Origin of the sequence: Bradyrhizobium sp. CCBAU 53415 (assembly GCF_028128735.1) — a bacterium.
In the GTDB taxonomy this organism is placed as follows: Bacteria; Pseudomonadota; Alphaproteobacteria; order Rhizobiales; family Xanthobacteraceae; genus Bradyrhizobium.
This window is the reverse complement of the sequence record NZ_LBJF01000024.1, coordinates 266127-291950: the sequence shown is the minus strand read 5'-3', so window position 1 is coordinate 291950 and position 25824 is coordinate 266127. Positions and strand designations below refer to the sequence as shown.

The 25824-nt window shown below is 64.5% G+C and carries 29 protein-coding genes; 14 read left to right on the top strand and 15 right to left on the bottom strand.

Annotated elements, in window-relative coordinates:
* Positions 1 to 98 precede the first annotated feature (98 nt).
* Together XH87_RS19670 and XH87_RS19665 are read right to left on the bottom strand one after the other, a co-directional pair.
* Complete coding sequence (locus XH87_RS19670) at positions 99 to 953, bottom strand: C40 family peptidase (RefSeq protein WP_271588528.1); 855 nt, start codon at positions 951 to 953, stop codon at positions 99 to 101.
* Entirely contained in the window at positions 946 to 2319 is a 1374-nt protein-coding gene (locus tag XH87_RS19665) for a leucyl aminopeptidase family protein (protein WP_271588527.1), read from the bottom strand. Before XH87_RS19665 ends, XH87_RS19670 begins: the two co-directional genes overlap by 8 nt.
* A gap of 199 nt (positions 2320 to 2518) precedes the next feature.
* On the opposite strand from XH87_RS19665, the gene XH87_RS19660 reads away from it, so the two are divergent.
* Positions 2519 to 2722: a hypothetical protein gene (locus XH87_RS19660; RefSeq protein ID WP_271588526.1), complete on the top strand. Its 204-nt coding sequence runs from the start codon at positions 2519 to 2521 to the stop codon at positions 2720 to 2722.
* A gap of 107 nt (positions 2723 to 2829) precedes the next feature.
* Positions 2830 to 3657 carry a tetratricopeptide repeat protein gene (locus tag XH87_RS19655; RefSeq protein WP_271588525.1) on the top strand — a complete coding sequence of 276 codons (828 nt, stop codon included), beginning with the start codon at positions 2830 to 2832 and terminating at the stop codon, positions 3655 to 3657.
* Positions 3658 to 3695: 38 nt separating this feature from the next.
* On the opposite strand, the gene XH87_RS19650 is transcribed toward XH87_RS19655, so the two are convergent.
* From XH87_RS19650 to XH87_RS19605, 10 genes are all read right to left on the bottom strand, one after another.
* Positions 3696 to 4670, bottom strand: a complete 975-nt coding sequence (locus XH87_RS19650) for a type II secretion system F family protein (RefSeq protein WP_271588524.1) — start codon at positions 4668 to 4670, stop codon at positions 3696 to 3698.
* A gap of 9 nt (positions 4671 to 4679) precedes the next feature.
* The gene (locus tag XH87_RS19645) at positions 4680 to 5657 is read right to left on the bottom strand and encodes a type II secretion system F family protein (RefSeq protein ID WP_271524410.1); all 978 of its coding nucleotides are present in this window, start codon (positions 5655 to 5657) and stop codon (positions 4680 to 4682) included.
* 16 nt (positions 5658 to 5673) lie between these two features.
* Positions 5674 to 7143, bottom strand: coding sequence for a CpaF family protein (locus XH87_RS19640; protein WP_035708714.1), 1470 nt, complete (start codon positions 7141 to 7143; stop codon positions 5674 to 5676).
* Between the two features lie 21 nt (positions 7144 to 7164).
* A complete protein-coding gene (locus XH87_RS19635) occupies positions 7165 to 8433 on the bottom strand; it encodes an AAA family ATPase (RefSeq protein WP_271588523.1) in 1269 nt (422 codons plus the stop codon).
* A complete protein-coding gene (locus XH87_RS19630) occupies positions 8430 to 9164 on the bottom strand; it encodes a CpaD family pilus assembly protein (RefSeq protein ID WP_035708724.1) in 735 nt (244 codons plus the stop codon). Before XH87_RS19630 ends, XH87_RS19635 begins: the two co-directional genes overlap by 4 nt.
* A 20-nt stretch (positions 9165 to 9184) precedes the next feature.
* Positions 9185 to 10663 (bottom strand): type II and III secretion system protein family protein, encoded by a 1479-nt coding sequence (locus XH87_RS19625; RefSeq protein ID WP_271588705.1) that lies wholly within the window; start codon positions 10661 to 10663, stop codon positions 9185 to 9187.
* A gap of 11 nt (positions 10664 to 10674) precedes the next feature.
* Positions 10675 to 11472, bottom strand: coding sequence for a Flp pilus assembly protein CpaB (gene cpaB, locus XH87_RS19620; protein ID WP_199762799.1), 798 nt, complete (start codon positions 11470 to 11472; stop codon positions 10675 to 10677).
* A gap of 128 nt (positions 11473 to 11600) precedes the next feature.
* A complete protein-coding gene (locus XH87_RS19615; protein ID WP_271588522.1) occupies positions 11601 to 12125 on the bottom strand; it encodes an A24 family peptidase in 525 nt (174 codons plus the stop codon).
* Between the two features lie 120 nt (positions 12126 to 12245).
* Entirely contained in the window at positions 12246 to 12392 is a 147-nt protein-coding gene (locus XH87_RS19610) for a hypothetical protein (RefSeq protein ID WP_271588521.1), read from the bottom strand.
* 70 nt (positions 12393 to 12462) lie between these two features.
* Positions 12463 to 12627, bottom strand: a complete 165-nt coding sequence (locus tag XH87_RS19605) for a Flp family type IVb pilin (protein ID WP_271588520.1) — start codon at positions 12625 to 12627, stop codon at positions 12463 to 12465.
* A 267-nt stretch (positions 12628 to 12894) separates the two neighbouring features.
* Here XH87_RS19605 and XH87_RS19600 point away from each other — a divergent pair, with 267 nt between their 5' ends.
* Together XH87_RS19600 and XH87_RS19595 are read left to right on the top strand one after the other, a co-directional pair.
* Entirely contained in the window at positions 12895 to 13722 is an 828-nt protein-coding gene (locus XH87_RS19600; RefSeq protein ID WP_271588519.1) for a sterol desaturase family protein, read from the top strand.
* A gap of 157 nt (positions 13723 to 13879) precedes the next feature.
* Positions 13880 to 14377 (top strand): pilus assembly protein N-terminal domain-containing protein, encoded by a 498-nt coding sequence (locus XH87_RS19595; RefSeq protein ID WP_158667527.1) that lies wholly within the window; start codon positions 13880 to 13882, stop codon positions 14375 to 14377.
* A gap of 119 nt (positions 14378 to 14496) precedes the next feature.
* Here the strand turns inward: XH87_RS19595 and XH87_RS19590 are convergent, their stop codons facing one another.
* The 3 genes from XH87_RS19590 to XH87_RS19580 form a co-directional block, all read right to left on the bottom strand.
* Entirely contained in the window at positions 14497 to 14709 is a 213-nt protein-coding gene (locus tag XH87_RS19590) for a cold-shock protein (RefSeq protein ID WP_014439634.1), read from the bottom strand.
* Positions 14710 to 14976: 267 nt separating this feature from the next.
* Complete coding sequence (gene infA / locus XH87_RS19585; protein ID WP_008131890.1) at positions 14977 to 15264, bottom strand: translation initiation factor IF-1; 288 nt, start codon at positions 15262 to 15264, stop codon at positions 14977 to 14979.
* A 24-nt stretch (positions 15265 to 15288) separates the two neighbouring features.
* On the bottom strand, positions 15289 to 16884 hold the full coding sequence (locus tag XH87_RS19580) for a DEAD/DEAH box helicase (RefSeq protein WP_271588518.1): 1596 nt from the start codon (positions 16882 to 16884) through the stop codon (positions 15289 to 15291).
* A gap of 481 nt (positions 16885 to 17365) precedes the next feature.
* Between XH87_RS19580 and urtA the strand changes: the two genes are divergently transcribed.
* The 10 genes from urtA (at position 17366) to XH87_RS19530 (ending at position 25795) form a co-directional block, all read left to right on the top strand.
* Positions 17366 to 18694, top strand: coding sequence for an urea ABC transporter substrate-binding protein (urtA, locus tag XH87_RS19575; RefSeq protein ID WP_271588517.1), 1329 nt, complete (start codon positions 17366 to 17368; stop codon positions 18692 to 18694).
* Positions 18695 to 18777: 83 nt separating this feature from the next.
* A complete protein-coding gene (urtB, locus tag XH87_RS19570; RefSeq protein ID WP_158667524.1) occupies positions 18778 to 20385 on the top strand; it encodes an urea ABC transporter permease subunit UrtB in 1608 nt (535 codons plus the stop codon).
* On the top strand, positions 20382 to 21551 hold the full coding sequence (gene urtC, locus XH87_RS19565) for an urea ABC transporter permease subunit UrtC (protein ID WP_035708673.1): 1170 nt from the start codon (positions 20382 to 20384) through the stop codon (positions 21549 to 21551). The genes urtB and urtC overlap by 4 nt, the downstream gene beginning before the upstream one ends.
* Before the next feature lie 6 nt (positions 21552 to 21557).
* Positions 21558 to 22319: an urea ABC transporter ATP-binding protein UrtD gene (gene urtD, locus XH87_RS19560; RefSeq protein WP_271588516.1), complete on the top strand. Its 762-nt coding sequence runs from the start codon at positions 21558 to 21560 to the stop codon at positions 22317 to 22319.
* A 103-nt stretch (positions 22320 to 22422) separates the two neighbouring features.
* Entirely contained in the window at positions 22423 to 23118 is a 696-nt protein-coding gene (gene urtE / locus XH87_RS19555; protein WP_271588515.1) for an urea ABC transporter ATP-binding subunit UrtE, read from the top strand.
* A 30-nt stretch (positions 23119 to 23148) separates the two neighbouring features.
* On the top strand, positions 23149 to 23979 hold the full coding sequence (locus XH87_RS19550) for an urease accessory protein UreD (RefSeq protein ID WP_271588514.1): 831 nt from the start codon (positions 23149 to 23151) through the stop codon (positions 23977 to 23979).
* 24 nt (positions 23980 to 24003) lie between these two features.
* The gene (locus XH87_RS19545) at positions 24004 to 24306 is read left to right on the top strand and encodes an urease subunit gamma (RefSeq protein WP_128964081.1); all 303 of its coding nucleotides are present in this window, start codon (positions 24004 to 24006) and stop codon (positions 24304 to 24306) included.
* Positions 24307 to 24414: 108 nt separating this feature from the next.
* Positions 24415 to 24720, top strand: a complete 306-nt coding sequence (locus tag XH87_RS19540; RefSeq protein WP_035708642.1) for an urease subunit beta — start codon at positions 24415 to 24417, stop codon at positions 24718 to 24720.
* A gap of 92 nt (positions 24721 to 24812) precedes the next feature.
* Positions 24813 to 25253 (top strand): endonuclease domain-containing protein, encoded by a 441-nt coding sequence (locus XH87_RS19535; RefSeq protein WP_271588513.1) that lies wholly within the window; start codon positions 24813 to 24815, stop codon positions 25251 to 25253.
* A 2-nt stretch (positions 25254 to 25255) separates the two neighbouring features.
* Complete coding sequence (locus XH87_RS19530; protein WP_271588512.1) at positions 25256 to 25795, top strand: HD domain-containing protein; 540 nt, start codon at positions 25256 to 25258, stop codon at positions 25793 to 25795.
* The last annotated feature ends 29 nt before the right edge of the window (positions 25796 to 25824 follow it).

The window sequence follows — 25824 nt, the reverse complement described above, 5'->3', positions numbered from 1 at the left end:
ATTCCGGGACGCGCGTAGCGCGAACCGGGAATCCAGAGGTGATGGTGCGAGATTCCGAGTTCACGCGCGATGCGCGTGCCCCGGAATGACGGCGGTCATTACAGTCGCTTGATCGCAACAACCTCGCTGCCAGCCGCCCTGATCCGCGCAAGCGCCGGCTCGATCGGCTCGATCACGGTCGCCATGTGATGGGCATTGGCGTGAACCATAGTGCTGGCATCCCGGATGATGGCGACGTGGCCCTTCCAGAAGATCAGATCGCCGCGCAGCAAGCTGCCTCGCTCATGCGGCTCCAGCGCGCGGCCGAGCCCGGCCTGCTGCATGTCGCTGTCGCGCGGGCAGCCGATGCCCGCCGATGTCAACGACACTTGGAGGAGGCCAGAGCAGTCGATGCCGAAACTACTCTTGCCGCCCCACAGATAGGGCGTGCCAACGAAGCGCTCGGCGACGGCGACGAAGTCCGGTTCGCGATGATCGAGCGGAACGAGGTGCGTCTTCGGCAAGAATGCTCCCTCGCGCGTCACCGCGAAGGCCCCATCCTCACGTGCTATTGTGAAGCTTGATCCAAATACCAGCGTGTCCGCCGGCGGCAGCTTGATCGACGGGCCGGGGAACGCAAAAGTCCGCAGCGCACCGACCTTGTGCGTCGGCGCGGCCGTCGGCTTCGAGAGCGCCGCATCCGGCAGCCAGCCGACATAGCCATCGTCATTGAGCTGGCCCCACGCCCAACCCTCGCCATTGCGGTCGTAGATGGTGACGCGCTCACCGCGCAGGGCCTCCGTCAACAGCATGGCGTTCGAGGATGGCTGCTCGCGCATCGGCGCGATCGCCTCGACCACCTCGAATTCCTCGCCGGTGACGAAGCGATCCGCCTCGACCTTGCCTTCGAGATATTTCGCGGCGATGTCGCCCCGCGCCGGCGTCAGCCTTGGGTCGTGTCCTGGATCACGCATAGCGCTCGCTCAGCAACGTGTAGAGGGCGCGAGCGGCCTGGCACTCGCCGCCTTCGGGCCGCGCCGGCTTCGCCGATGGCGTCCAACCATAGATGTCGACATGCAGCCAGCTCCTGGCGTGCTCGACGAAGCGTTGCAGAAACAGTGCGCAGGTGATCGAGCCGGCGAAGCCGCCGGACGGTGCGTTGGTGATCGTGGCAGTCTTGGAGTCCAGCCAGGCATCGTAAGGCGGCCACAGCGGCATGCGCCACAACGGATCGTTCTCCTTCACCGCGCAGCGCGCGACGTCGGCGGCCAGCGCCTCATCATTGGTGTAAAAGGGCGGTAAATCCGGCCCCAGCGCGACCCGCGCCGCGCCGGTCAGCGTACCCAGGTCGATCAGCAGGTCGGGCTTCTCCTCGTCGGCGAGCGCCAGCGCATCGGCGAGCACCAGACGGCCTTCGGCGTCGGTGTTGCCGATCTCGACCGTGATGCCCTTGCGCGAGGTGAAGATGTCGAGGGGGCGGAAGGCATTGCCTGCGACGGCATTCTCCACCGCCGGAATCAGCACCCGCAAGCGTACCTTCAGCTTCGCGTCCATCACCATACGAGCGAGCGCCAGCACGTTGGCGGCGCCGCCCATGTCCTTCTTCATGATCAGCATGCCGCTCGACGGCTTCAGGTCGAGACCGCCGGTGTCGAAACACACGCCCTTGCCGACCAACGTCACCTTGGGATGAGCAGGGTCGCCCCAGCCGATGTCGATCAGCCGCGGCGCGCGGCTAGAGGCCATGCCGACGGCGTGGATCAGCGGGAAGTTCGTCTTCAGCTCCTCGCCGATGGTGCAGGCGAAGCTGGCGCCGAACTCGGTGGCGAGCGCCTGCGCGGCCGCGGCGAGCTGTTCCGGGCCCATGTCGTTGGACGGCGTGTTGATGAGGTCGCGCGCGAGCATTGCAGCATCAGCGATCCGCTCGATCTCTGCCGCCTCGACACCGTCAGGCGGAACCAGCCGAACGTCGGGCCGATCAGCCTTGCGGTAGCGGGCGAAGCGGTAGCAGCCCAGTGCGAAAGCGAGCGCCGCCAGCCGCGGATCGTGCGGCGCATTGGCAAAGCGATAGGTCCCGGGCGGCAGCAGGCCGGGCAGGGCGCCGGGTCGGAACAGGTCGCGCGATCTTGCACCCTCGTCCTCGAGGCCGAACAGCACCTGCGCAATCGTGCCGTCGGGCGCGGGCAGTGCCAGACAGCTGCCCGGCTTGGCGGCAAAGGCGCTCGCGGTTGCGAACCGGCGTTGCGCCGGCGGCAGCGTCTCGGCGACCCGATCCCAGCTCGATCTGGTGACGAAGGTGATCGGGATGGCGGTGGGCAACGTCTCGAAGACAGAAGGCATTGGCGGGTCCGGATCGTCAGATCAAGCGGGTCATGCGAACGGACGAGACTTCGCAGAGTTTTGCCGCCGCTGCAATCGGCTTTGCCGTCACCGTCCGGCGAACTGCTACTCGCGGCGCGGCCATGCTAGGCTCGGGGGTGAGGCCGCCGGATGTCGAGATCGCCGGCGACCGACGAGGAAGCGCCGGGAGGAAAATGCGATGGAATTTGTGTGGAGCGTGGTCACATTCGTCGGCCAGGCCGTCGAGGCGCTTTTTGTCTATGTCGAGCACCACCATTGGATCTTCGCGTTCCTTGCCGGCGGTTACGTCTTCTATCTCCACGACCGCTCCGTTCACGCGCGGTTCGATGCACTCGACAAGCGCATCGACGAAATCCGCAGACGGCTCGCCATCGAATATTGACCGGACCGAAGAACCCAGGGCGGGATCCCCCGTTAACCGGCCGTTAGGGTTAACATTCTATTGCTGACGCGTTCGGCTCGATCAAGCGGCTCGAGAGTCAAAGCGTCATGCGTCAACGGATCAGTCTTGCCCGGCTTCTTGCCTCCACGTCGCTGATCGCGGCGGTGGCCATGGGCCTCGGCGGCTGCACGGCCATGTCGAAGCTCTCAGAAGTGACGGGCTCGGTCGGGCCCCGGGCGGAGGCGGCTCCTGCCGACCGCGCGCCCGTCGATCCAGCGCGTGCCGTCGAAGCCTATGGCGAGCGCTACCGCGCCAATCCCAGGGATGCCGATGCCGCGCTCGCCTACGGACAGGCCTTGCGCGCCAACGGCCAGCGGGCCCAGGCCGCGGCCGTGCTCGAGCAGGCGACCATCGCCAATCCCGGCAACAAGGCGCTGCTCGCCCAGTACGGCCGCGCACTCGCCGACAACGGCAATTTCCAACAGGCCTACGACGTCCTGTCGAAAGCGCATTCGCCCGACAATCCGGACTGGCGCCTGCTCTCGGTACAGGGTACGGCGCTGGACCAGATGGGCCGTCATGAGGAGGCGCGATCCTATTACGCGAGCGCGCTGAAGATCGCACCGGGTGATCCCGGCGTGCTCTCCAATCTCGGCCTCTCCTACATGTTGTCGAGAGAGCTGCCGAAGGCGGAAGAGGCGCTACGGCAGGCCTACGCCTCGCCGCGTGCGAGCGCCCGGGTGCGGCAGAACCTCGCCTTGGTCGTCGGTCTCCAGGGCCGCTTCGCGGAAGCGGAGACCATCGTGAAGGCGGACCTGCCACCGGACCAGGCCGCGGCCAATGTCGCCTATCTCAAGGACATGCTCAGCCGCAGTGAGGCTCCGCGCGGCGCGCCAAAGCGGACGCCGGTTGCTTCGCTCAGCCAGTCCGACTGATCGGATCTGGTCGCCTGATCCTCGCCCGAGTGGTGAACTCAGTGCATCTCCGTGATCTTGATGCCGGTCGGTCCGAGGATGACCACGAACAGCACCGGCAGGAAGAACAGAATCATGGGCACCGTCAGCTTCGGCGGCAGAGCGGCGGCCTTCTTCTCGGCCTCGTTCATGCGCATGTCGCGGTTCTCCTGCGCCATGACGCGCAAGGAATGGCCGAGGGGGGTGCCGTAGCGCTCGGCCTGCTGAAGCGCGAGACAGACCGACTTGACGCCCTCGAGCCCGGTGCGCCGCGCCAGGTTCTCATAGGCGACCTTGCGATCCTGCAAATAGGACAGTTCGGCCGTGGTCAGGGTGAACTCCTCCGACAGCGCGATCGACTGGCCGACGATCTCCGTTGCAACCTTCCGGAACGCCATTTCGACCGACATGCCGGATTCGATGCAGATCAGGAGCAGGTCGAGCGCGTCGGGAAACGCACGCTTGATCGAGAGCTGGCGCTTGGAGATCGCATTCCTGAGGAACAGCATCGGCGCCTGAAGGCCGAGATAGGCAGCGCCGATGCAGATGCCGATCTTGACCGGCAGCGCCTGTTCCATATGCGCGATCACGAAGACGTAGAGCGCCGAGCCGAGGAGGAGCACGATCGGGGCGACCATGCGGGCAAACAGGAATGTGATGTAGGGCGCATGGCCGCGATAGCCCGCCATGATGAGCTTGTCCCGCGCAGCTTCCTGCGCGAGCCATTTGGTGAGGTTGAAGTCCTCGACCACCTTGGAAACGAGTTGCTTCGGTGTCTGGCGCAGCGAGACCTTCTCGTTCTTGTGGAGACGCTCACGCTCGCGCTGCCGGATCCGCTCACGCTCGCTCGCCACCGCTTTCATGCGCTTGGAAAGACCTTCGCCGGCGAACAACGGCATCACCAGCGTATACACGGTGGCACCCGCAGCGATGGCCGCGAGCAGCATGGTCATGAAACGGGCGTCGTGCAGTTTTGAGACGAGAAATTCGACCATGCGGCACCGTCAGAAATCGAAGTTGATCATCTTCTTCATCACCATGATGCCGATCGACATCCAGACGACGCAGCCGACCAGCATCAGCTGTCCGGTAGGATGAGTCCAAAGCACCGAGATGTATTGCGGTGTCGTGAGATAGACGAGGAACATCACGATCGGCGGCAGCGAGCCGATGATACCGGCCGAGGCCTTGGCCTCCATCGACATCGCCTGGATCTTCTCCTTCATCTTCTTGCGGTCGCGTAGAACCTTGGAGAGGTTGCCGAGCGCTTCGGAGAGGTTGCCGCCCGACTTCTGCTGGATCGACACCACGATACCGAAGAAATTGGCCTCCGGCAGCGGCATGCGCTCGTAGAGCCGCGCGCAGGCCTCGCCCAGAGGCATGCCGATCGCCTGCGTCTCGATGATCGCCAGGAACTCGCTTCGCAGCGGCTCGGGCGAATCGGCGGCCACGACCTTGATCGATTCGAACAGCGGCAGGCCAGCCTTGATGCCGCGAACGATCACGTCGACCGCGTCGGGCAGGGCGGCCAGAAACTTGGTTTCGCGACGCTTCTTCAGGAAGCCGAGTGCCCAGCGCGGCAGGCCGAAGCCGCCGGCAAAGGCGAGACCGGAGGCGCCGATCAGGCCGCCGCCAGCGAACAGAGCGACGGCGAAGAAGACGCCCGCCACGACGGCGGACACGGTCCAGAATTTCTGCGGCGTCCAGTCGAGCCCCGCCTGCGACAGGCGGACGCTGAGGGGAGCGCTCCTCTCCTGCGCGCGACGCGCCTCGAGGTCCTTGAGCGTGGTCTCGACCTGCTCGCGGCGCGAGCGCTGGGTCTTCTCGGCCTGGCGGGCCGTGGGAGCCTCGGCGCGCGCGACCGAGGCGCGGCGGCTTTCCGCCTTTCGTTCCCCGGACAGCAGCGGATAGAGGAAGACCCAGGCGATGCCACCGACCGCTGCGGTGGCAAGGAAGGCGAGGGCGAGGATCTGCATCTTCATGGCGGCGCTGACCTGCTCACGTCGTCGGAGCGACTTCCGCTGCGTCGAGCGCAGCGGCAAGGCGCTTCTCTTCGCCATAATAGCGGGCGCGTTCCCAGAATTTCGGGCGGCCGATGCCGGTCGAGCGGTGCCGGCCGATGATCTTGCCGTTGGCGTCCTCGCCGACCATGTCGTAGAGGAAGATGTCCTGGGTGATGATGGTGTCGCCTTCCATGCCCATCACCTCGGTGATGTGGGTGATGCGGCGGGAGCCGTCGCGCAGGCGCGCGGCCTGAATGATGACGTCAATCGAAGCACAGATCATCTCGCGGATCGTTCGCGAGGGCAGCGAGAAGCCGCCCATCGTGATCATGGATTCGCAGCGCGACAGCGCCTCGCGGGGGTTGTTGGCGTGCAGCGTGCCCATCGAGCCGTCATGGCCGGTGTTCATGGCCTGGAGCAGGTCGAAGGCCTCGGGTCCGCGGACCTCGCCGACGATGATGCGTTCGGGCCGCATACGCAGACAGTTGCGCACCAATTCGCGCATGGTGATCTGGCCCTCGCCCTCGATATTGGGCGGGCGGGTTTCCAACCGGACCACGTGGGGCTGTTGAAGCTGGAGCTCGGCGGCGTCCTCGCAGGTGATGACGCGCTCGTCGTGCTCGATGTAATTGGTGAGGCAGTTGAGCAGTGTGGTCTTGCCCGAGCCGGTACCGCCGGAGATCAGCACGTTGCAGCGGACCCGCCCGATGATCTGGAGGATTTCGGCACCTTCCGGCGTGATCGCGCCGAACTTGACGAGCTGATCGAGCGTCAGCTTGTCCTTCCTGAATTTGCGGATGGTGAGCGCGGGACCGTCGATCGACAACGGGGGCACGATGGCGTTGACACGAGAGCCGTCGGCGAGGCGCGCGTCGCAGATCGGCGAGGATTCGTCGACGCGCCGGCCGACCTGGCTGACGATGCGCTGGCAGATGTTGAGAAGCTGCTGGTTGTCGCGGAAGCGGATGCCGGTGCGTTGGATCTTGCCGCCGACCTCGATGTAGACGGTGTTCGCGCCGTTGACCATGATGTCGGCGATGTCGTCGCGTGACAACAGAGGTTCGAGCGGGCCGTAGCCGAGCACGTCGTTGCAGATGTCGTCGAGCAGTTCCTCCTGCTCGGCGATCGACATCACGATATTCTTGATCGCGATGATCTCGTTGACGATGTCGCGGATTTCCTCGCGCGCGGACTCCGAATCGAGCTTGGCGAGCTGGGCGAGGTCGATGGCTTCGATCAGTGCGCCGAAGATCGTCGCCTTGACCTCGTAATAATTATCCGAACGCCGGCTTTCCATGGGCGGAGGTGGCGGGGCCTTGGCGGGAGCAAGCGGCGGCGATGCGACGGACGGCGGAGACAGAGCGCGCGACACCGTCGGCGCCTGAACCTGGACAGGCTCGGGCGACACGGCACCGGGCTTGGGCGCCCGAAGGTCGGTGTCTGTTCCGCTACGCTTACCGAACACTTAACAACTCCATGCGGTGGCTTATTTTCCCCGCAACTTCTCAATCAGAGGTGAAAGCAGGGACGACTTTTGTTTCTTGGTCTCGCTGCGGCCGGTCAGGCGCTGGGCGATCTGCAGGAACATCTCGATCGACTTGTGGCTGGCGGAGATCTCCGCGATCATCTGGCCGTTGTTGGCCGCCGAGCCGAAGATCTGCGGCTCGAACGGGATCGAGACGACCGGCTGGCTCTCGATGGCCTTGGCGAACTCCGTGGCGGCAATTTCGGGCCGTTTCGGCACGCCGACCTGGTTCAGGCAGTAGAGCGGCGGTCGATCGTTGGGGCGCGCGGCCTTCAAGAGATCGACCAGGTTCTTGGTATTGCGCAGGTTGGCCAGATCAGGCGCGGCCACGATCAGGATGTCGTCCGCCCCGATCAAGGCGCGCTTGGTCCAGCCCGACCATTGATGCGGAACGTCGAGCACGATGCAGGGCATGGTGGAGCGCAGCGTGTCGAACACGGCATCGAAGGCGTCGGTGCCGAAATCATAGACCCGGTCGAGCGTCGCAGGCGCCGCCAGCAGGCTGAGATGGTCGGTGCATTTCGACAGCAGGCGGTCGATGAAGGCGGTGTCGACGCGGTCGGGCGAGAACACGGCGTCGGCAATGCCCTGCGGCGGATCCTGGTTGTAGTCGAGCCCGGCGGTGCCGAAGGCGAGGTCGAGATCGGCGACGACGGCGTCCATCGCGAGGTCTCGCGCGATCGCCCAGGCGACATTGTGGGAGATGGTGGAGGCCCCGACGCCACCCTTGGCGCCGACCACGGCGATGATGCGGCCGACCGCCTTGGCTTCCGGCGCCGAGAACAGGTTGCAGATCGAGCGCACGACGTCGATCGCGCCGACCGGCGCAAGCACGTAGTCGCTGACGCCGCGGCGAACCAGCTCGCGATAGAGCATGACGTCGTTGATGCGGCCGATCACGACCACGCGGGTGCCGGCGTCGCAGACGGTGGCGAGCTGGTCGAGCCCGCTCAACAGATCGCTGCGGCCGTCGCTCTCGAGCACGATCACGTTCGGCGTGGGGGCCGAGCGGTACGCTTCGATCGCGGCCGGCATGCCGCCCATCTGAATCTTCAGATGGGCCTTGCCGAGACGGCGATCCTCGCCAGCCGCCTGTACCGCGGCGGCAGTTTCCACGGTCTCGCAGAAGGCCTGGACCGAGACGCGCGGCGCGGGCGCAATATGTTCCTCGACCGGCGGGGGCGCTGCTTCCGGCTGCGCTTCTTGTGTCTGGCGAGCGTAGCTGATCATCTGCCGGTGTCGCTGAGTTTGGCCTTGTCGGCTTCGGGATAGGTGGTCGCCGTAGAGGTTCCCTTGCGATACTTCTCGAGGGCGGTGATGCGCCGCGGCGTGTAGGATGGGGTTTCGGGCCGCGGCTGCTCGAGGTCCGATGGATTGTCGACCATGGCCGCGAGGTTGCGCTGATAGGCGCAGCCGTAATTGTAGTAGTCCTTGTTCTCGAACCAGCGCTTGTTCTTCATCGAAGGGCCGATGTCCTCCGGCCACAGGCCGCAGGGACCTGCGACCGCGGCGATCTTGGAATAAGTCAGCCGAATTGGCGGCAGGAAACGCTTGTCTTCGGGCTGATAGGGGTGGACGCTGACGCCGCGCGGCGGAACGCCTGCCGCCGCCAGGATCGCCTGGATCTCACGCATCGTGTCCGCGACCGGACGAGCATTGGGCGTATGGGACGGCACGTCGATGCGAACGGCGCCGGTGCCTTCGTGCAGCCATGCCGATGCGACACCCATCACGTCGGCGCGCTGGGCGGCGGTCAATCCACCGCGGGCATGTCCGACGAAGACGACGATCGAGCGATTCTGCTCCTCGATCGCAATCGGATGGCGCTGCCTGTAATCGTCGGGAATGGAGGCCGTGGCGACTTCGTCGTGCTGGCAGCCGCCCAGCACGAGCGCCATGCCGACGAGCGCGCCACCGAGGCGGATGGCGCGGCTGCGAAGCTGGGGTGGTCTCGTGATCATCATGAAGTCCCCGTTCCGCCTCAGTCGGTAATGAAGCCGTAGGTGCCGCGGTAGTTCCTGGCCGGTTCGGTCCGGCCCGGCACGCCATAGAGCCGGTTGATGTTGCCGATCAGCTGCGCCTGCGGATCCGCAGGCGGGGCGAAGCCGTCATCCGGCCGCGACAGGTCCTTCGGCGCCACTGCGCGGACGACATAAGGCGTCACGATCACGACCAGCTCGGTTGCGTTGTTGACGAAGTCGCGGCTGCGGAACAGCGTACCCAGGATCGGGAGCTGCATCAGTCCCGGCAAGCCGCTGACGGCCTGCTTGGTCTGCTGCTGGATCAGGCCGGCCATCGCCATCGCGCCGCCCGAGGGAATCTCCAGCGAGGTCTCGGCGCGGCGTGTCCTGATCGAGGGCACCGTCAGCGAGTTCACCGACGTCGAACTCACGGCCTGCGACAGCGTGATCGAATTCTCGTTCGAGAGCTCTGAGACCTCCGTCATCACGCGCAAGCTGATCTTGCCCTCGCTCAGCACCACCGGCGTGAAGTTGAGCGAGATGCCGAACTTCTTGAAGCTGATCTGGGTGGTACAGACATGCGTGACGGGGTCGCACGCATAGCCCGCCGGGACCGGGAATTCGCCGCCGGCGATGAACGTTGCCGATTCACCCGAGATCGCGGTCAGGTTCGGTTCGGCCAGGGTGCGGATGACGCCCGCGGTCTCCATCGCGCGCAGGGTGGCCTGCACCGACGGGGCGGCGCCGAACTTCGTGGTCAGGTTGTTGCCGTCCACGAGGTTCTTGCCGAGGGCCGTGAACGGATTGGAATTGGAGAAGCTGACCACCGACGTGCCGTAATTGAGGTTGGCGGTCAGGTCGATGCCGAGCTGCTTGATGATGCTGCGCTGGACTTCGGCGACCGTCACCTTGAGCATGACCTGGTCGCGGCCGCGCACCACGATCGAGTTCACCACCTTCTCGGGGCCGCCGGCCAGGCGCGCGGCGAGTTCGTTGGCCTGCTGCGCTTCCATCGGGTTGGCAGCCGTGCCGGTCAGGACGATGCCGTCGCCGAGGCCGTCGATCTGGATGTCTGAATTGGGCAGGATCTGCTTCAGCGCGGCCCGTACGCCGTTGAGGTCGCGCTTGACCGCGATATCATAGGCCGCAATCTGCTGACCGGCGGAATCGAAGAATACGATGTTGGTCTGGCCGACGGCGGCGCCGATGATATAGGCGCGCTGCGCCGAGCGGACCACTGCATTGGCGATCTTGGGATCGGCGACCAGCACGTCCTTGATGTCGCGCGGCAGGTCGATCACGATCGACTTGCCGATGCCGAGCGAGAGGAAGCGCGCGTTGATCTGGCCATCCGCCGCGGCCGGCGCCAAGGGGCGGTAATCGGCAGCGACCACCGGGGTCGTCATCACCGGGTTGAGCGCCAGCGCGAAGGCGGCCGAAAATGACAGGGCGCGGACCAGTGAAGTTCTCATCGTCGCCGAATCTGCCTTGCACTTCATGTCGACTGTCTTCATCGTGCCTTAGCCGTCTGACTTGGAATGCCGTAGCGAATGATCGAAACACCGTCTCGCTTCTGAGCGGAGTCATCGAGCGTGATCTCGCTCATCTTGACGTCGGCGATACTGCGCAGCGCCAGCGACAGCGTGCCGCTCTGCCGCGCCGCGGAGAGCGTCGCGGTCTGCGCGGGATTGAGCTCGAGGGTGACCGTCTTGCCGATCACCGCGTTCTGGCCGTCCTTCTCCTTGGGCGCCTGGTCGATGGCCAGGACGCGGATATTGGCCAGGATGATCTCGGACGTGATGAGGTCGGGGGCGCCGCTGCTCTGGTCCGGGTTCTTCAACCGGCGGGTGAGAAGGACGTCGACGCGATCGTTGGGCAGGATGAAGCCGCCTGCGCCGGTCTCCGGCGAGATCTCGGTCGAGATCGCCCGCATGCCGGTGGGCAGGATTGCCGCCATGAAGCCGGAGCCTTCGGCCTTGACCAGCTTCTGGTCGCGGATCGGCTCACCCTGAATGAACGGTGCGCGCGCGATCGAACCGGCCACCTGGGTCGCCCCCTCGGGTCGCTCGTTGCGGCGAATGAAGGCGGTGCTGGCGGTCGCGGCCGGCCAGGTCTGCCATTGCACGTCTTCCGGCTTCACGGTCTGGCCGAGACCGATGTCGTTCTTGGCCACGAGGACGTCGACGGTCGGCAGTTGCGCGACCGGAAGCGGAGGCGGCGCAGAGTTGTCGGTGCCGCTCGCCAGGTACGCGGCGACGCCGCCGGCGCAGATGGCGACCGTCAGGACGACAATGCGTGCCCTATTCATACGCTTCACTTTCCAACAATACGCCGCGACGCTGCCGCCGCCGTCATCGGCAGTTGACCAGCTATTCGTCAAAGCATGGTTAATGAGGCGTATCTAAATCGCCTTAACGCCGGGTTTACCCGGCGCGTTCAGCGCAGTGCGAGGTGAGCGAGGTCGATCGCCTTCACCCACTCGGTCTCCGGATAGACCATCAACGCGCTCAGCGCGAGCGCGATGCCGTAGGGAATGCCGCTCTCCTTGGCGTGCAGCCGTGCGAGCCAGGCTTGGCCCGCCAGCCCGTAAGGCAGCGGCCATTGCCGGAACTGGATCAGGAGCAGCGTCAGCGCACCGCCGAACAGCGAGGCGTAGAGCAGGAAGTTCATCAGTTGCGCGAAGCCGAACCAGAGCGCGACGGACGCTGCGACCTTGGCGTCGCCGCCGCCCACCCAGCCCATCGCAAAGCAGGTGAAGGCCACGGCCAGGAGAAGCGCGCCGGCGCCGACGTGACTCAGAATCTCGTAAGGTGCCATGCCACCGGCGAGGGCGAGCACGAAGAAGCCTGCCACCAGCGCCATCGACACGCGGTTCGAGATCGTCATCGTGAAGAGATCGCTCGCGGCGGCGAACGCCATCAGGGCCGGGAAGAGCAGAAGGCGCGCAAGGTCGAGGATCATGGGCTGCGTCTTGAGGCCTGGGTTTGCCGCGGGAGCCGGCGTCGCCGGACGCTAGCGCGTAGTGTTAAACGAACCGACAACGTCGGCAGGGGCGTGAGGCCGTGGCCGACGAATGCGCCTTCACCAGAAGCTGGCAATGCGCGCGGCGAGTGCGACCGTCGCAAGCAGCAGCGCAAGGCAGATCCAATAGGCCGGCGAGGCGGCCTGCGCCGCCCCCGCCTCGTTCGCCGCGACCGCGGCATCGGTTCTGAATTTGTGCAACGCCACTGGAACTCGCCGTCTTCAGAAAAACAAAGGCCCCGGAAGCCCGGGGCTTTTGCCGTCGTTCGTCGGTCGGCTACTTCAGCGACGTGCTGATCGAGGTGAACTTTTCGTTCAGCGTAGTGCCGAGACCGTTGACGATGGTGATGATGGCCAGCGCGATGCCGGCAGCGATCAGACCGTATTCGATGGCGGTGGCGCCGGACTCATCCTTCGCGAAACGCGCGATCAAGTTCTTCATGAACAAAACTCCCTATGGGTGAGTTCGCCTCGTTCGGCGCTGTCTTGACGCAACGACCATGAGATCCGAGCCCTTTCGGCGGAGTTAATTCGATCGGGTAAACTCAACTCCGGCGCGGTGCCTTTGCCCAGGGTGAATTTCGCCTTAAGGCGGCCGCTGCGATACGTTCCGGTTCCGGATGCATCGGCAGCGCGGCGCTTGCTTCACCCTCCCTTAAATTTCGCGGAGTAGGCGTAGGCGGGACTGGAATTCGCAAGAGAGGCGACGATGTCGAGCCTGCCCATGCAAGTCGCCCTGATGCTTGGAGAGACCATCGTGAAGGTGATCCCCGTCACCTTCGTGCTCGCGGCCGTCTTCACCGTGCTGGAGCATTTCTGGGCCTGCAATCCCGGCGCGCCGTGGTGGCGCAAGCGGGAGATCATCACCGACATCTGCTACTGGTTCTTCGTTCCGGTATTCGCCCGCACCATGCGGATCGGACTTTTGATCGTCGGCGCCGGCGTCGTCTTCAACATCCACGACGCCGACGGACTCATCGCCTTCTATGACAACGGCCATGGTCCGCTGTCGCAGCTGCCTCTGTCGGTGCAGGCCCTGCTATTCCTGGTGCTGTCCGATTTCATGCTGTACTGGCTGCACCGGCTTTTCCACGACGGCGGCTTCTGGAAGTACCACGCCGTCCATCATTCGTCGGAGGAAATCGGGTGGATCTCCGCGGCCCGATTCCATCCCGTCAATCTCTTGCTCGGGACGATCAGCGTCGACGTCGTGCTGCTGATGGCCGGCATCTCCCCGAACGTCATGATCTGGGTCGGCCCGTTCACCACCTTCCATTCGGCCTTCGTGCACGCCAACCTGAACTGGACCTTCGGACCGTTCAAATACGTGCTGGCGACACCGGTATTCCACCGCTGGCACCATACCTCGCTCGAAGAGGGCGGCGACACCAATTTCGCCGGGACGTTTCCGGTCTGGGACGTGCTGTTCGGCACTTTCCGCATGCCGGAAGGGACGCTGCCGCAGGATTACGGCAAGGATGAAGCGACCATGCCGAAGGGGATCGGGGGCCAGCTCGCCTATCCGTTCCGTCGTTAGTCTAGAAGGGACGGCGGGGGCCCGCAGGTCCCAGTCCGTTCAAACAATAGTTGGCGAGTTTGCGGAACGTTCACGAATTGAAGGCAGGTTAGCGGGGTCGGGCACCGGCTCCGCTGTTGTCGCTTCTGCCGGTTAGTGACGTCCCGGGGGTAAGAGTATGCGTAGAGAATTGCTGCGCCGTCGTGCGCGCGTCTGTCTTCTGGTTGCCGCGGCGGTGCTGGCATGGCCGGCCGCCGGTCTAGCCGAGCCCACCGCCGATACCATCGCCGTCAATGTCGACCAGGCCAAGCTGGTACGACTGCCCGGCAAGGTGGCAACCATCGTGGTCGGCAATCCCCTGATCGCCGATGTTACGCTCCAGCCGGGCGGTATGATCGTCGTGACCGGGAAGGGCTATGGTGCCACCAACTTCATCGCGCTCGATCGGGGCGGCGAGATTCTGGTCGATCGCCAGATCCAGGTTGAAGGTCCGAGCGATCGGCTCGTCACCGTCTATCGCGGGATCGAGCGCGAGTCCTACAGCTGCGTACCGCTTTGCCAGCGTCGCGTGACGCTCGGCGACAGCGACACCTACTTCAACAACACGATGAGCCAGGCCGGTTCGCTGAGCAGCAGTGCCAGCGGCAACGCCGGCGGGGGCGCCAAGTCGAACTAAAGCGCGATGACGCTTCATCCTCATCGCATCGCGCTTGAGAACGAAAGGCCGTGCGTCGTGCACGGCCTTCTTCTTTCCTCTGACTGGTTCGAGCCGATCGGGCCAAGAGCCCGGCGGGCTCAGCCCGCCGCGCGGAGATTGTCCGCCGCCGACTTGCCGGAGCGGCGGTCGGCCACGATCTCGTAGGAGATCTTCTGGCCTTCGCGCAGCGAGCCGAGGCCAGCGCGCTCCACGGCGCTGATGTGAACGAACACGTCCTGGCCGCCGTCGTCGGGCTGAATGAAGCCGAAGCCTTTGGTCGCGTTAAACCACTTCACGGTTCCCATGCTCATGGGGATAGTCCCTTCTCAGATAGTACAATGTCAGAGCCCGCAGGCGCGGGCAGGTTAGATCGAATTTCTGGAAGGGTCGTCAGCGTGTCTGAACCGGCTGTACCGGTGGATGCCAATGTCGTCCGGCCGAAAATCGATTAATTCATTTTATCGGAAACAGGGGTCCGAAACAATCCGGACGTGCACGATTTTTTGATCCGCCGTGACCTCAACGGCGGATCAATATCAGTCGGAATTTTTGTCTCGCGCGTGCGCGCCGCAGCCGGACTAGCGGCGACGGAACTGGCCGCCGCGCTGTCCGGGACGCGGAGGTCCGCCCACCCCGCTGGGACGTTCGTCCTTGTGGCGGAAAATCAGTCGGCCCTTCTCGAGGTCATAGGGCGACATCTCCACCGTCACGCGGTCGCCCGCGAGCGTCTTGATGCGGTTCTTCTTCATCTTGCCGGCGGTATAGGCGACGATCTCGTGTCCGGCGTCGAGCTGCACGCGGTAGCGGGCGTCGGGGAGGATTTCGGTGACCAGTCCTTCGAACTGGATCAGCTCTTCCTTAGCCATGTGGGTGTCTCCAGTCGTGGACTGCTAGTTCGAATGAGGATTGCGGTTCGGTCGGCCGTTGGGGCGACTCTCGCGACGCAAAAAGGCAACGCCTTGTATTCCATCAGGCTTGCCGGCGCCATGCGCGGGACGCTGTTCCGACCGATCGGCTGGTGAGGAGTTCATCTTACCACCGGAACCACGGCGGCGGCGAGACCCCTTGGAGGCCTTGTGGCCTTCACCGGGCCGGCCATCAACAGGTCTGCCCTCGGCGTGACGTCCTTCGTGGCGCCCTTCGCCGGGCCGTCCGTCACCAGGCCTGCCGGCGCTGTGGTGGCGCCCGTCGGCGTGCCTGTCGTCGCGACGTCCGTCACCACCATGCCGTGCGCCCTGCGGACGCTGGCCCGGGCGGCCGCCCGGCCTGCCCTGCCGCTGCTGTTGCGGGGGAGAACCCGCATCGCGGCGACCTGCGTCGGTGCGAAGATCCTCGCGCGGCAGTGCCACCTTGATCAGCCGTTCGATGTCGCGGAGATAGCTGAGCTCCTCGCCGCCTGCGACCAGCGAGATCGCGGTGCCGTCGGCGCCGGCGCGCGCGGTGCGGCCGATGCGGTGGACGTAGGTTTCCGGCACGTTCGGCAGGTCGAAATTGATGACGTGGCTGATGCCGTCGACGTCGATGCCGCGGGCGGCGATGTCGGTGGCGACCAGGGTGCGGATCTCGCCCGAGCGGAACTGGGCGAGCGTGCGCTCGCGATGGTTCTGAGACTTGTTGCCGTGGATGGCGCTGGCAGGGATGCCGGCCTTCTCGAGCGACTTCACCACCTTGTCGGCGCCGTGCTTGGTGCGGGTGAAGACCAGTGCGCGGTTGACCGGCTCGTCTTTCAGAAGCTTGGTCAGGAAGGCGGGCTTGGCGGAGAAATCGACCTGGACGATGCGCTGGTTGATCCGCTCGGCGGTCGAGGAGACCGGGGTCACCGCGACGCGGGCGGGGTCACGCAGCATGGCGTCGGCGAGCTCGGCGATGTCCTTCGGCATGGTGGCCGAGAAGAACAGCGTCTGCCGCTTGATCGGGAGTTTCGCGACGATTTTGCGGATGTCGTTGATGAAGCCCATGTCGAGCATGCGGTCGGCCTCGTCGAGCACGAGGAATTCGACGCTGCCAAGCTTCAGCCCGTTGCTCTGCACGAGGTCGAGCAGGCGGCCGGGTGTTGCGACCAGCACCTCGACGCCCTGCATCAGGGCGCGGACCTGGCGACCCATCGGCACGCCGCCGATCGCGAGCGTGGAGGACAGGCGGACATGGCGGCCATAGGCGTTGAAGCTGTCGAGGATCTGGCCCGACAGTTCGCGGGTCGGAGAGAGCACCAGCACGCGGCAGGTCTTGGGCTGCGGCTTGATGCGGTTCTCGAGCAGGCGGTGCAGGATCGGCAGCGCGAAGGACGCGGTCTTGCCGGTTCCGGTCTGGGCGATGCCGACGACGTCGCGGCCGGTCAGCGCCAGCGGGATGGTCTGAGCCTGGATCGGGGTTGGGGTGACGTAATTCTCTTCACGAAGAGCGCGCGCGATGGGTTCGGCGAGGCCGAAGTCCTGAAACGAAGTCAAAAGGGTTCTTTCCATGTCAAAAGCGGGCGCCAGGCGCATTCGGCGCGGCGCGCGCAAAAGGGTGTCGAGAGGACACCTGCGTGTTTGGGGTGTCGGATGGCTTGGGAGATATATGGGGCAAGCCAGAGGCCCGTACGGGCTTAAGAACACGCGGCTTGCTACGACCTCTTGATTCGCAAGAGGTTTCGCAGGTTCATATGGAACATCGAGGGGGCACTTTCAAGGCAATCTCGCCCGAAACAGCGATTGCGGTGCAGAAATAGTGATGCCGGAAATTTAGCCAGAACTGACGATTTGCTCACAAAATAGACTGCCTGCCACTTTCGCATACATTTCAGTTGCCTAGAATTCAGGCGGACCGATCGCGGCGGAGCTTTGATTTAAGCCGATTATCTTAGTGAAATCAAGTGGTTGATGAGTGTCTAGTCCATGGCATGGTTCTTGCGATTCCGTTAATCGCAGGCGGCCGTGGGGCCGTTTCGCAGCGTTTTCACGTCTGCGTCAGGGAGATGAGACACTCATGTTTAGCAAATCCACTCACGATATAGCGGCGTCATTTAGCCGCCGCGGCGTGCTCGCCGCGACCGCCGGACTGGTGCTTGGTCTGGCTTCATTGACTGGCGCGAAGGCCGCGGACGACACCATCAAGGTCGGCGTGCTCCACTCCCTGTCCGGCACCATGGCGATCAGCGAAACCACGCTGAAGGACACCATCCTCTTCCTGATCGACGAGCAGAACAAGAAGGGCGGCCTGCTGGGCAAGAAGCTGGAAGCCGTCGTGGTCGACCCCGCTTCGAACTGGCCGCTGTTCGCCGAAAAGGCGCGCGAGCTGATCACCAAGGACAAGGTCTCGGTCGTGTTCGGCTGCTGGACCTCGGTGTCGCGCAAGTCGGTGCTCCCGGTCTTCAAGGAGCTGAACAACATCCTATTCTACCCCGTGCAGTACGAGGGCGAGGAGAGCGAGCGCAACGTGTTCTACACCGGTGCGGCGCCGAACCAGCAGGCGATCCCCGCCGTCGACTATCTGATGAAGGAAGAGAAGGTGAAGCGCTGGGTGCTCGCGGGCACCGACTACGTCTATCCGCGCACCACCAACAAGATCCTGGAGGCCTATCTGAAGTCCAAGGGTGTCGCCCAGGAAGACATCATGATCAACTACACGCCGTTCGGTCACTCCGACTGGCAGACGATCGTGGCCGACATCAAGAAGTTCGGCTCGGCCGGCAAGAAGACCGCGGTGGTCTCGACCATCAATGGCGACGCCAACGTTCCCTTCTACAAGGAGCTCGGCAACCAGGGCATCAAGGCCAAGGACATCCCCGTGGTCGCGTTCTCGGTGGGTGAGGAAGAACTCGCCGGCATCGACACCAAGCCGCTGGTCGGCCATCTCGCCGCCTGGAACTACTTCGAGTCGATCAAGACCAAGGACGGGTCGAACGAGAAGTTCATCAAGGACTGGCAGGCCTACACCAAGAACCCGAAGCGCGTGACCAACGATCCGATGGAAGCGCACGTGATCGGCTTCAACATGTGGGTGAAGGCGGTCGAGAAGGTGAAGTCTACCGATCCGGACAAGGTGATCGACGCGCTTCCCGGCATCGAGGCGCCGAACCTGACCGGCGGCGTGTCGAAGATGCTGCCGAACCACCACATCACCAAGCCCGTGTTCATCGGCGAGATCAAGGCGAACGGCCAGTTCGACGTGGTCTGGAAGACGCCGGGCCTCGTCGCGGGCGATGCCTGGTCGAAGGAGCTGGAAGGCTCCAAGGACCTGATCGGCGACTGGGTCGGCAAGAAGTGCGGCAACTTCAACACCAAGACCAACAAGTGCCTCGGTTCTGGCTCCTGATCCGGATCTGACGCTCCATTGCACGATCGGAGAGGGCGGCGATCCCGCCGCCTTCTCCACCCATTCTGCCGGGGTCATTCACAGTGCCAGCCCATTTGTCCGCGCGCCTCTGCTCGCTTGTGCTCTCCTTGTTCCTGATCGCGTTCGCGCTGCCGGCCTTCGCCGGTCCGTTCGAGGACGCGGTCGCCAAATTCGCCAATGATGATTTCTCCGACACGGAAGAGGCGATCGGCGTAGTCGCCGGGAGCGGCAACAAGCTGGCATTTCCCATCATCAGCGCGCTCCAGGACGGCCGGTTGATGGCCGATCCGGACAGCAAGAAGGTTTACGTCACCGGCGCCGACGGCAAGTCGATCGACGCCGCGACCGGTGAGGCCGTCGCCAGCGTTCCCGACAGCGCGAGCGCGGTCCGCCTCAACAACCGCCTGCGCCGCAGCGTCGATGCCGCGCTCGGCAGCCTGACGCTGCAGTCGCCGGATGTCGAAACGCGTCTCCAGGCCGCGCAGTCCGTCTTCAAGTCGCACGAGGAGACCGCGCTCGAGGCGGTCGATGCCGCGCTTGCCAAGGAAACCAACAGATCCGTCAAGACCGCGCTCGGTGAGGCCCGGGCCGCGATCCTGCTGTTCAAATCCGACGCCACCGAAGTCGAAAAGCTCGAGGCGGTCGCTACGCTCAAGGCGCGCGGCGATCAGGAGGTGCTGGCGCTGCTCACCGGCATGGGCGACCAGCCGGCGTCGGTGACCAAGGCCGCCGCGAGCGCGATCGGCTCGATCCAGAATTCGCTCGCGGTCTGGTCCATGGTGCAGAATGCCTGGTACGGCCTCTCGCTCGGCTCGGTGTTGCTGCTCGCCGCGATCGGGCTCGCCATCACTTTCGGCGTGATGGGCGTCATCAACATGGCGCATGGCGAGATGGTGATGATCGGGGCCTACACCACCTTCGTGGTGCAGGAGGTGATCCGCACCCGCTATCCCGGCCTGTTCGACTATTCTCTGCTGATCGCCGTGCCGCTCGCCTTCGTCGTCGCCGGCGCGATCGGCGTCTTGATCGAGCGCAGCATCATCCGCTTCCTCTACGGCCGTCCGCTGGAGACGCTGCTGGCGACCTGGGGCCTTTCCTTGGTGCTGCAGCAGGCGGTGCGCACCATGTTCGGCCCGACCAACCGCGAGGTCGGCAATCCCTCCTGGATGAGCGGTGCCTTCGAGCTCGGTCAGATCACCATCACCTATAACCGGCTCTGGATCCTCTGCTTCACGCTCGCTGTGTTCGCGATCCTGCTTGCGATGCTGCGCTACACCGCGCTCGGGCTCGAGATGCGCGCGGTGACGCAGAACCGCCGCATGGCGGCCTCGATGGGCATCGCTACCTCGCGCGTCGATGCGCTGACCTTCGGGCTCGGCTCGGGCATTGCCGGCATCGCCGGCGTGGCGTTGTCGCAGATCGACAATGTCAGCCCCAATCTCGGCCAGAGCTATATCATCGACAGTTTCATGGTCGTGGTGTTCGGCGGCGTCGGCAATCTCTGGGGCACGCTGGTCGGCGCCTTCACGCTGGGCATCGCCAACAAGTTCCTGGAGCCGGTCGCCGGCGCCGTGCTCGGCAAGATCGCGATCCTGGTCCTCATCATCCTGTTCATTCAAAAGCGCCCGCGCGGCCTGTTCGCGCTCAAGGGCCGTGCGGTGGAGGCATGACCCCTCACATGCTGACGCGATCGCTGGACCGCGGCGCGACGGTCTTCCTTGCCGTCGTCGCCGCCTGTGGCATCCTCATCCCGCTCTCCAACCTGCTGCTGCCCGCGGACTCGTTCCTGCAAGTGCCGACCTACCTCGTCGCGCTCTGGGGCAAATATGTCTGCTATGCCATCCTGGCGCTCTCCATCGACCTGATCTGGGGCTATTGCGGCATCCTCTCGCTCGGCCACGGCGCGTTCTTCGCGCTCGGCGGCTATGCCATGGGCATGTACCTGATGCGGCAGATCGGCACCCGCGGCGTCTACGGCAATCCGATCCTGCCCGACTTCATGGTGTTCCTGAATTATTCGAAGCTGCCCTGGTACTGGTACGGTTTCGACATGTTCTGGTTTGCCGCGCTGATGGTGCTGGTCGTGCCCGGCCTGCTCGCCTTCTGCTTCGGCTGGCTCGCGTTCCGCTCCCGCGTCACCGGCGTCTATCTGTCGATCATCACGCAGGCGATGACCTATGCGCTGCTGCTGGCCTTCTTCCGCAACGATTTCGGCTTCGGCGGCAACAACGGCCTGACCGACTTCAAGGACATCCTCGGCTTCAACGTCCAGGCGGAGGGCACCCGCGCGGCGCTGTTCGCGCTGAGCTGCCTGGCGTTGATCGGAGGTTTCCTGATCTGCCGGTCCATCGTCTCCTCCAAGCTCGGCAAGGTGCTGATCGCGGTGCGTGACGCGGAATCGCGTACCCGCTTCCTCGGCTACCGCGTCGAATCCTACAAGCTGTTCGTGTTCACGGTGTCGGCCTGCATGGCCGGCGTTGCCGGCGCGCTTTACGTGCCGCAGGTCGGCATCATCAACCCATCCGAATTCGCGCCGGGCAATTCGATCGAGGCGGTGATCTGGGTCGCGGTCGGCGGCCGCGGCACCCTGGTCGGCGCTGCACTCGGCGCCGTCGTCGTCAACTACGCCAAGACGTTCTTCACCTCCGGCGTGCTGGCGCCTTACTGGCTGTTCATGCTGGGCGCGCTGTTCATCCTGGTGACGCTGCTGCTGCCCAAGGGCATCGTCGGCACCTTCAACGCCTGGTGGGACCAGTCGAAGGAAAAGCGCAACGCCGCGACCATGGCGAGCGCCGCGGCCGAGGACGGCGTCGCCGAACCCAAGATGGCGGAGTAGGCGCACATGAACGTCATGGACAGCCGCGCTACCTCCGCAATGCTCTATCTCGACGGCGTGCACGTCTCGTTCGACGGCTTCCACGCCATCAACAATCTGTCGCTGACGCTCGAGCCCGGCGAGATGCGCGCCATCATCGGCCCGAACGGGGCCGGCAAGACCACGATGATGGACATCATCACCGGCAAGACCAAGCCCGACGAGGGCACGGTTCTGTTCGACGGCGTCACCGATTTGACACGGCTGGACGAGACCCGCATCGCCGAGCTCGGCATCGGCCGGAAATTCCAGAAGCCGACCGTGTTCGAGAGCCAGAGCGTGCAGGACAACCTGCTGCTCGCGCTCAATGTCGATCACAGCGTCAAGGGCACGCTGTTCTGGCGCGGCAGCAAGGCCGAGTCCGAGCGCATCGACAAGGTGCTGGAGACGATCCGCCTCACCGACGCCCGCAACCGCCTCGCCGGCAGCCTCAGCCACGGCCAGAAGCAGTGGCTCGAAATCGGCATGCTGCTGGCGCAGGACCCGAAGCTGCTCCTCGTCGATGAGCCCGTCGCCGGGATGACCGACGTCGAGACGCATCTCACCGCCGAGCTGCTCAAGGAGATCAACAAGACCCATACCGTGATGGTCGTCGAGCACGACATGACGTTCGTGCGCGAACTCGGCGTCAAGGTGACCTGCCTGCACGAGGGCACCGTGCTCGCGGAAGGAACCATCGACCAGGTCTCGTCCAACGAGCGGGTCATCGAGGTGTATTTGGGTAGATAGCTGAGGAGCGCGAATGGCGAGTGGGGAGTAGCGAATAGGGAAGGATGGTTCAGCCATCTCCATTCGCCACTCGCAATTCGCTACTCGCCGAGAGGCACCGAAAATGTTGGAAGTGAAAGATATCAATCTCTTCTATGGCGCCGCGCAGGCGCTGCGCGGCGTCTCAATCTCGGCCGAGCCGGGCAAGGTGACCTGCGTGCTCGGCCGCAACGGCGTCGGCAAGACCTCGCTGCTGCGCGCGATGGTCGGGCAATATCCGATCGCCTCGGGCGCGATCGTGCTCGACGGCAGCGACATCACGGGCCTCAAGCCCTACGAGCGCGCCCGCAAGGGCATCGGTATCGTGCCGCAGGGCCGCGAGATCTTTCCGCTCTTGACGGTCGAGGAGAATCTCAAAACCGGTTTCGGTCCGCTCAAGCGCGAGGACAAGCACATTCCGGACGACGTATTCTCCCTGTTTCCGGTGCTGCAATCCATGCTCGGCCGGCGCGGCGGCGATTTGTCCGGCGGCCAGCAACAGCAGCTCGCGATCGGCCGCGCGCTGGTGATGCGGCCGAAGCTGCTGCTGCTCGATGAGCCGACCGAGGGGATTCAGCCGTCGATCATCAAGGACATTGGTCGCGCGATCTCTTATCTGCGCAACCTCGGCAACATCGCCATCGTGCTGGTCGAACAATATCTCGACTTTGCCTGCGAACTCGGCGACAGTTTCGCGGTGATGGATCGTGGCGCGGTGAAATTCACCTGCGATCGCGCCAACCTGGACCCCGGCGAAATCAGCCGCCAGATGGCGCTGTAGGCATTCTACCGCGACCGGCTGGGGAGGCGGATGCGCAGCGACGTTTCAGCGACATCGACAGTTTTCGAGGCGAACCGCGCCCGCGGCGCGGTGCGCTTCGACGTCCATGTGCGCGATGGCGTGACACGGCGCGGGACCTTGCATGAATCCGGCTCGCTGCGCGTGCGCTTTCCCTCGCCCGAAGGCGAAGGGCTCTCCGGCGTGTTCGTCAACACGGCCGGTGGGGTCGCTGGCGGCGATCGCTTCGACATTGAGATCACGGCCGCTGCTGCTGCGCGGTTGACACTGACGACTGCGGCCGCAGAGAAGGTTTATCGCGCGCCGGGGCAGGCGGCCGAGCTCAATATTGCCCTGAAGGTCGACGCAGGCGCACATCTCGCCTGGCTGCCGCAGGAGACGATCCTGTTCGACCGGGCCCGGGTCCATCGCCGCTTCGACATCGCGCTCGACGAGAATGCCTCGCTCCTGCTGTGCGAGATCGTGGTGTTCGGCCGCACCGCCATGGGCGAGCGGATGGAGCAGGGCGAGTTCATCGATCGCTGGCGGCTCTCCCGCGGCGGCAAGCTGGTGTTCGCCGAAACCATCAGGCTGGATGGCAATATCGGCGCAAAGCTCACCCGATCCGCCGTTGCCAAAGGCGGTGCCGCAATTGGCACAGCGCTGATCGTCCCCGGCGACGAGGCTCTGGTCGAGAGAATCCGCGAAGCCTCGGACACTTTCGCCGGCGAGGTCGGGATATCCGCCTGGAACGGCTTTGCAATGGCGCGGTTCTGTGCCCAAGATGCGGCGCGTTTGCGCGCCGACATGATGGCAGTGCTGGCGCGCAGCGGCGCCGCGCTGCCACGGCTATGGTTGAATTGATGCGTTGAACGGAAGAGATGTCGCATGAATCTGTCTCCCCGCGAAAAGGACAAGCTTCTGATCTCGATGGCGGCCATTGTCGCCCGCCGCCGGCTGGACCGCGGCGTCAAGCTCAACCATCCCGAGGCGATCGCGATCATCTCCGATTTCATCCTCGAAGGCGCGCGCGACGGCCGCACCGTCGCCGAGCTGATGCAATCCGGCGCGCAGGTGCTGACCCGGGAACAGGTGATGCCGGGCATTCCCGAGATGATCCACGACATCCAGGTCGAGGCGACCTTTCCTGACGGTACCAAGCTCGTCACCGTGCACGAGCCGATCAGGTAAACACGCGCGTCATTCCGGGGCCCGCAGGGCGAACCCGGAATCCAGAGGTTTTGGTTTCGAGATTCCGGGTTCTCGCTGCGCGAGCCCCGGAATGACGAGGAGGATAGAATGATCCCCGGCGAACTCTTCATCCAGGACGGCGAGATCGAGCTCAATGCCGGACGCAAGACGGTGACACTGACGGTCGCCAACACCGGCGACCGGCCGATCCAGGTCGGCTCGCACTACCATTTCTTCGAGACCAACCCGGCCCTGAAATTCGATCGCAAGAAGTCCCGCGGCATGCGCCTCGATATCGCCGCCGGCACCGCCGTCCGCTTCGAGCCGGGCCAGACCCGCGATGTGCAACTCGTCGCCATGGCGGGCAAGAAGACCATCTACGGCTTCCGCGGCGACGTCATGGGGAAGCTGTGACGTAAGTCGAGATGAGTGCCGTGATCGACAGTGAGGTGAGCGCAGCTGTCTCGCTCCCTCCCCCCTTGCGGGGGAGGGTCGGGGAGGGGGGTATGCCACACGACGAGGTCTCTCAGTTTCAAAGAACTCGCGCTCGGCAATTGCGGCGCGTGATGACGCGCGCAGAAGCGCTGCTCTGGCGTCATCTCAAAGCGCATCGGTTGGCTCGCCTCGGGTTTCGCCGGCAAGCTCCTATGGGCAGCTACATCGCCGATTTTGTAGCTCATTCCTGCAAGCTCGTTATCGAGGTTGATGGTGAAAGTCACGATTTCGCGGAGCGCATCCGTCACGACGAGATTCGTGACGAGTGGTTCGCTTCCCGCGGCTATCGGGTGTTGCGCTTCACCAATGACGACGTGATGAGGAACCTGGATGGTGTGGTCCTTGCCATCCTTCAGGCAGCGGAGCCAGGAGCACCCCCTTCCCTGACCCTCCCCCGCAAGGGGGGAGGGAACGGAGAGAGCGATGCCTCTGACGACTCGGAGGAGGCATAACCATGCTGTCACCAATCCGCCTCGTCTCAGAAGCTGCCGAGCTGGCCGCACACCGCCACAACGGCTTGGCGCGGAAAGGGCGCAGCAGCGATCCTTACATCAATCACCTCGCCGAGGTCGCGAACCTGCTTGCGACCGCGACTGACGGCGCCGATGCCGAACTGGTCGCAGCCGGCTGGTTGCATGACACTATCGAGGACACCGACACCACGCGCGAGGAGCTAGCGCAGAGATTTTCGGAGCGTGTCGCCTCGCTCGTTGTCGAATGCACCGACGATATGAGTTTGCCGAAGGCCGAGCGGCGACGGCTTCAGGTGCTCGAAGCGCCGAAGAAATCCCCCGGCGCCAAGCTGATCAAGATCGCAGACAAGATCAGCAATACAGGCGCGCGCATTCAAACCGATCCGAGTGCCGAGGAGCGCGAGGATCTCGCCGATTACGTTGAATGGGCCACTCAGGTCGTTGCGGGCTGCCGCGGCGGCAATGCGTGGCTCGACGAGAAATTCGACGACGCCGTCAAGGCGGCGAGAGCCGTGCTGTGACCGACCAAACATTCAAACGCAAACGGGGC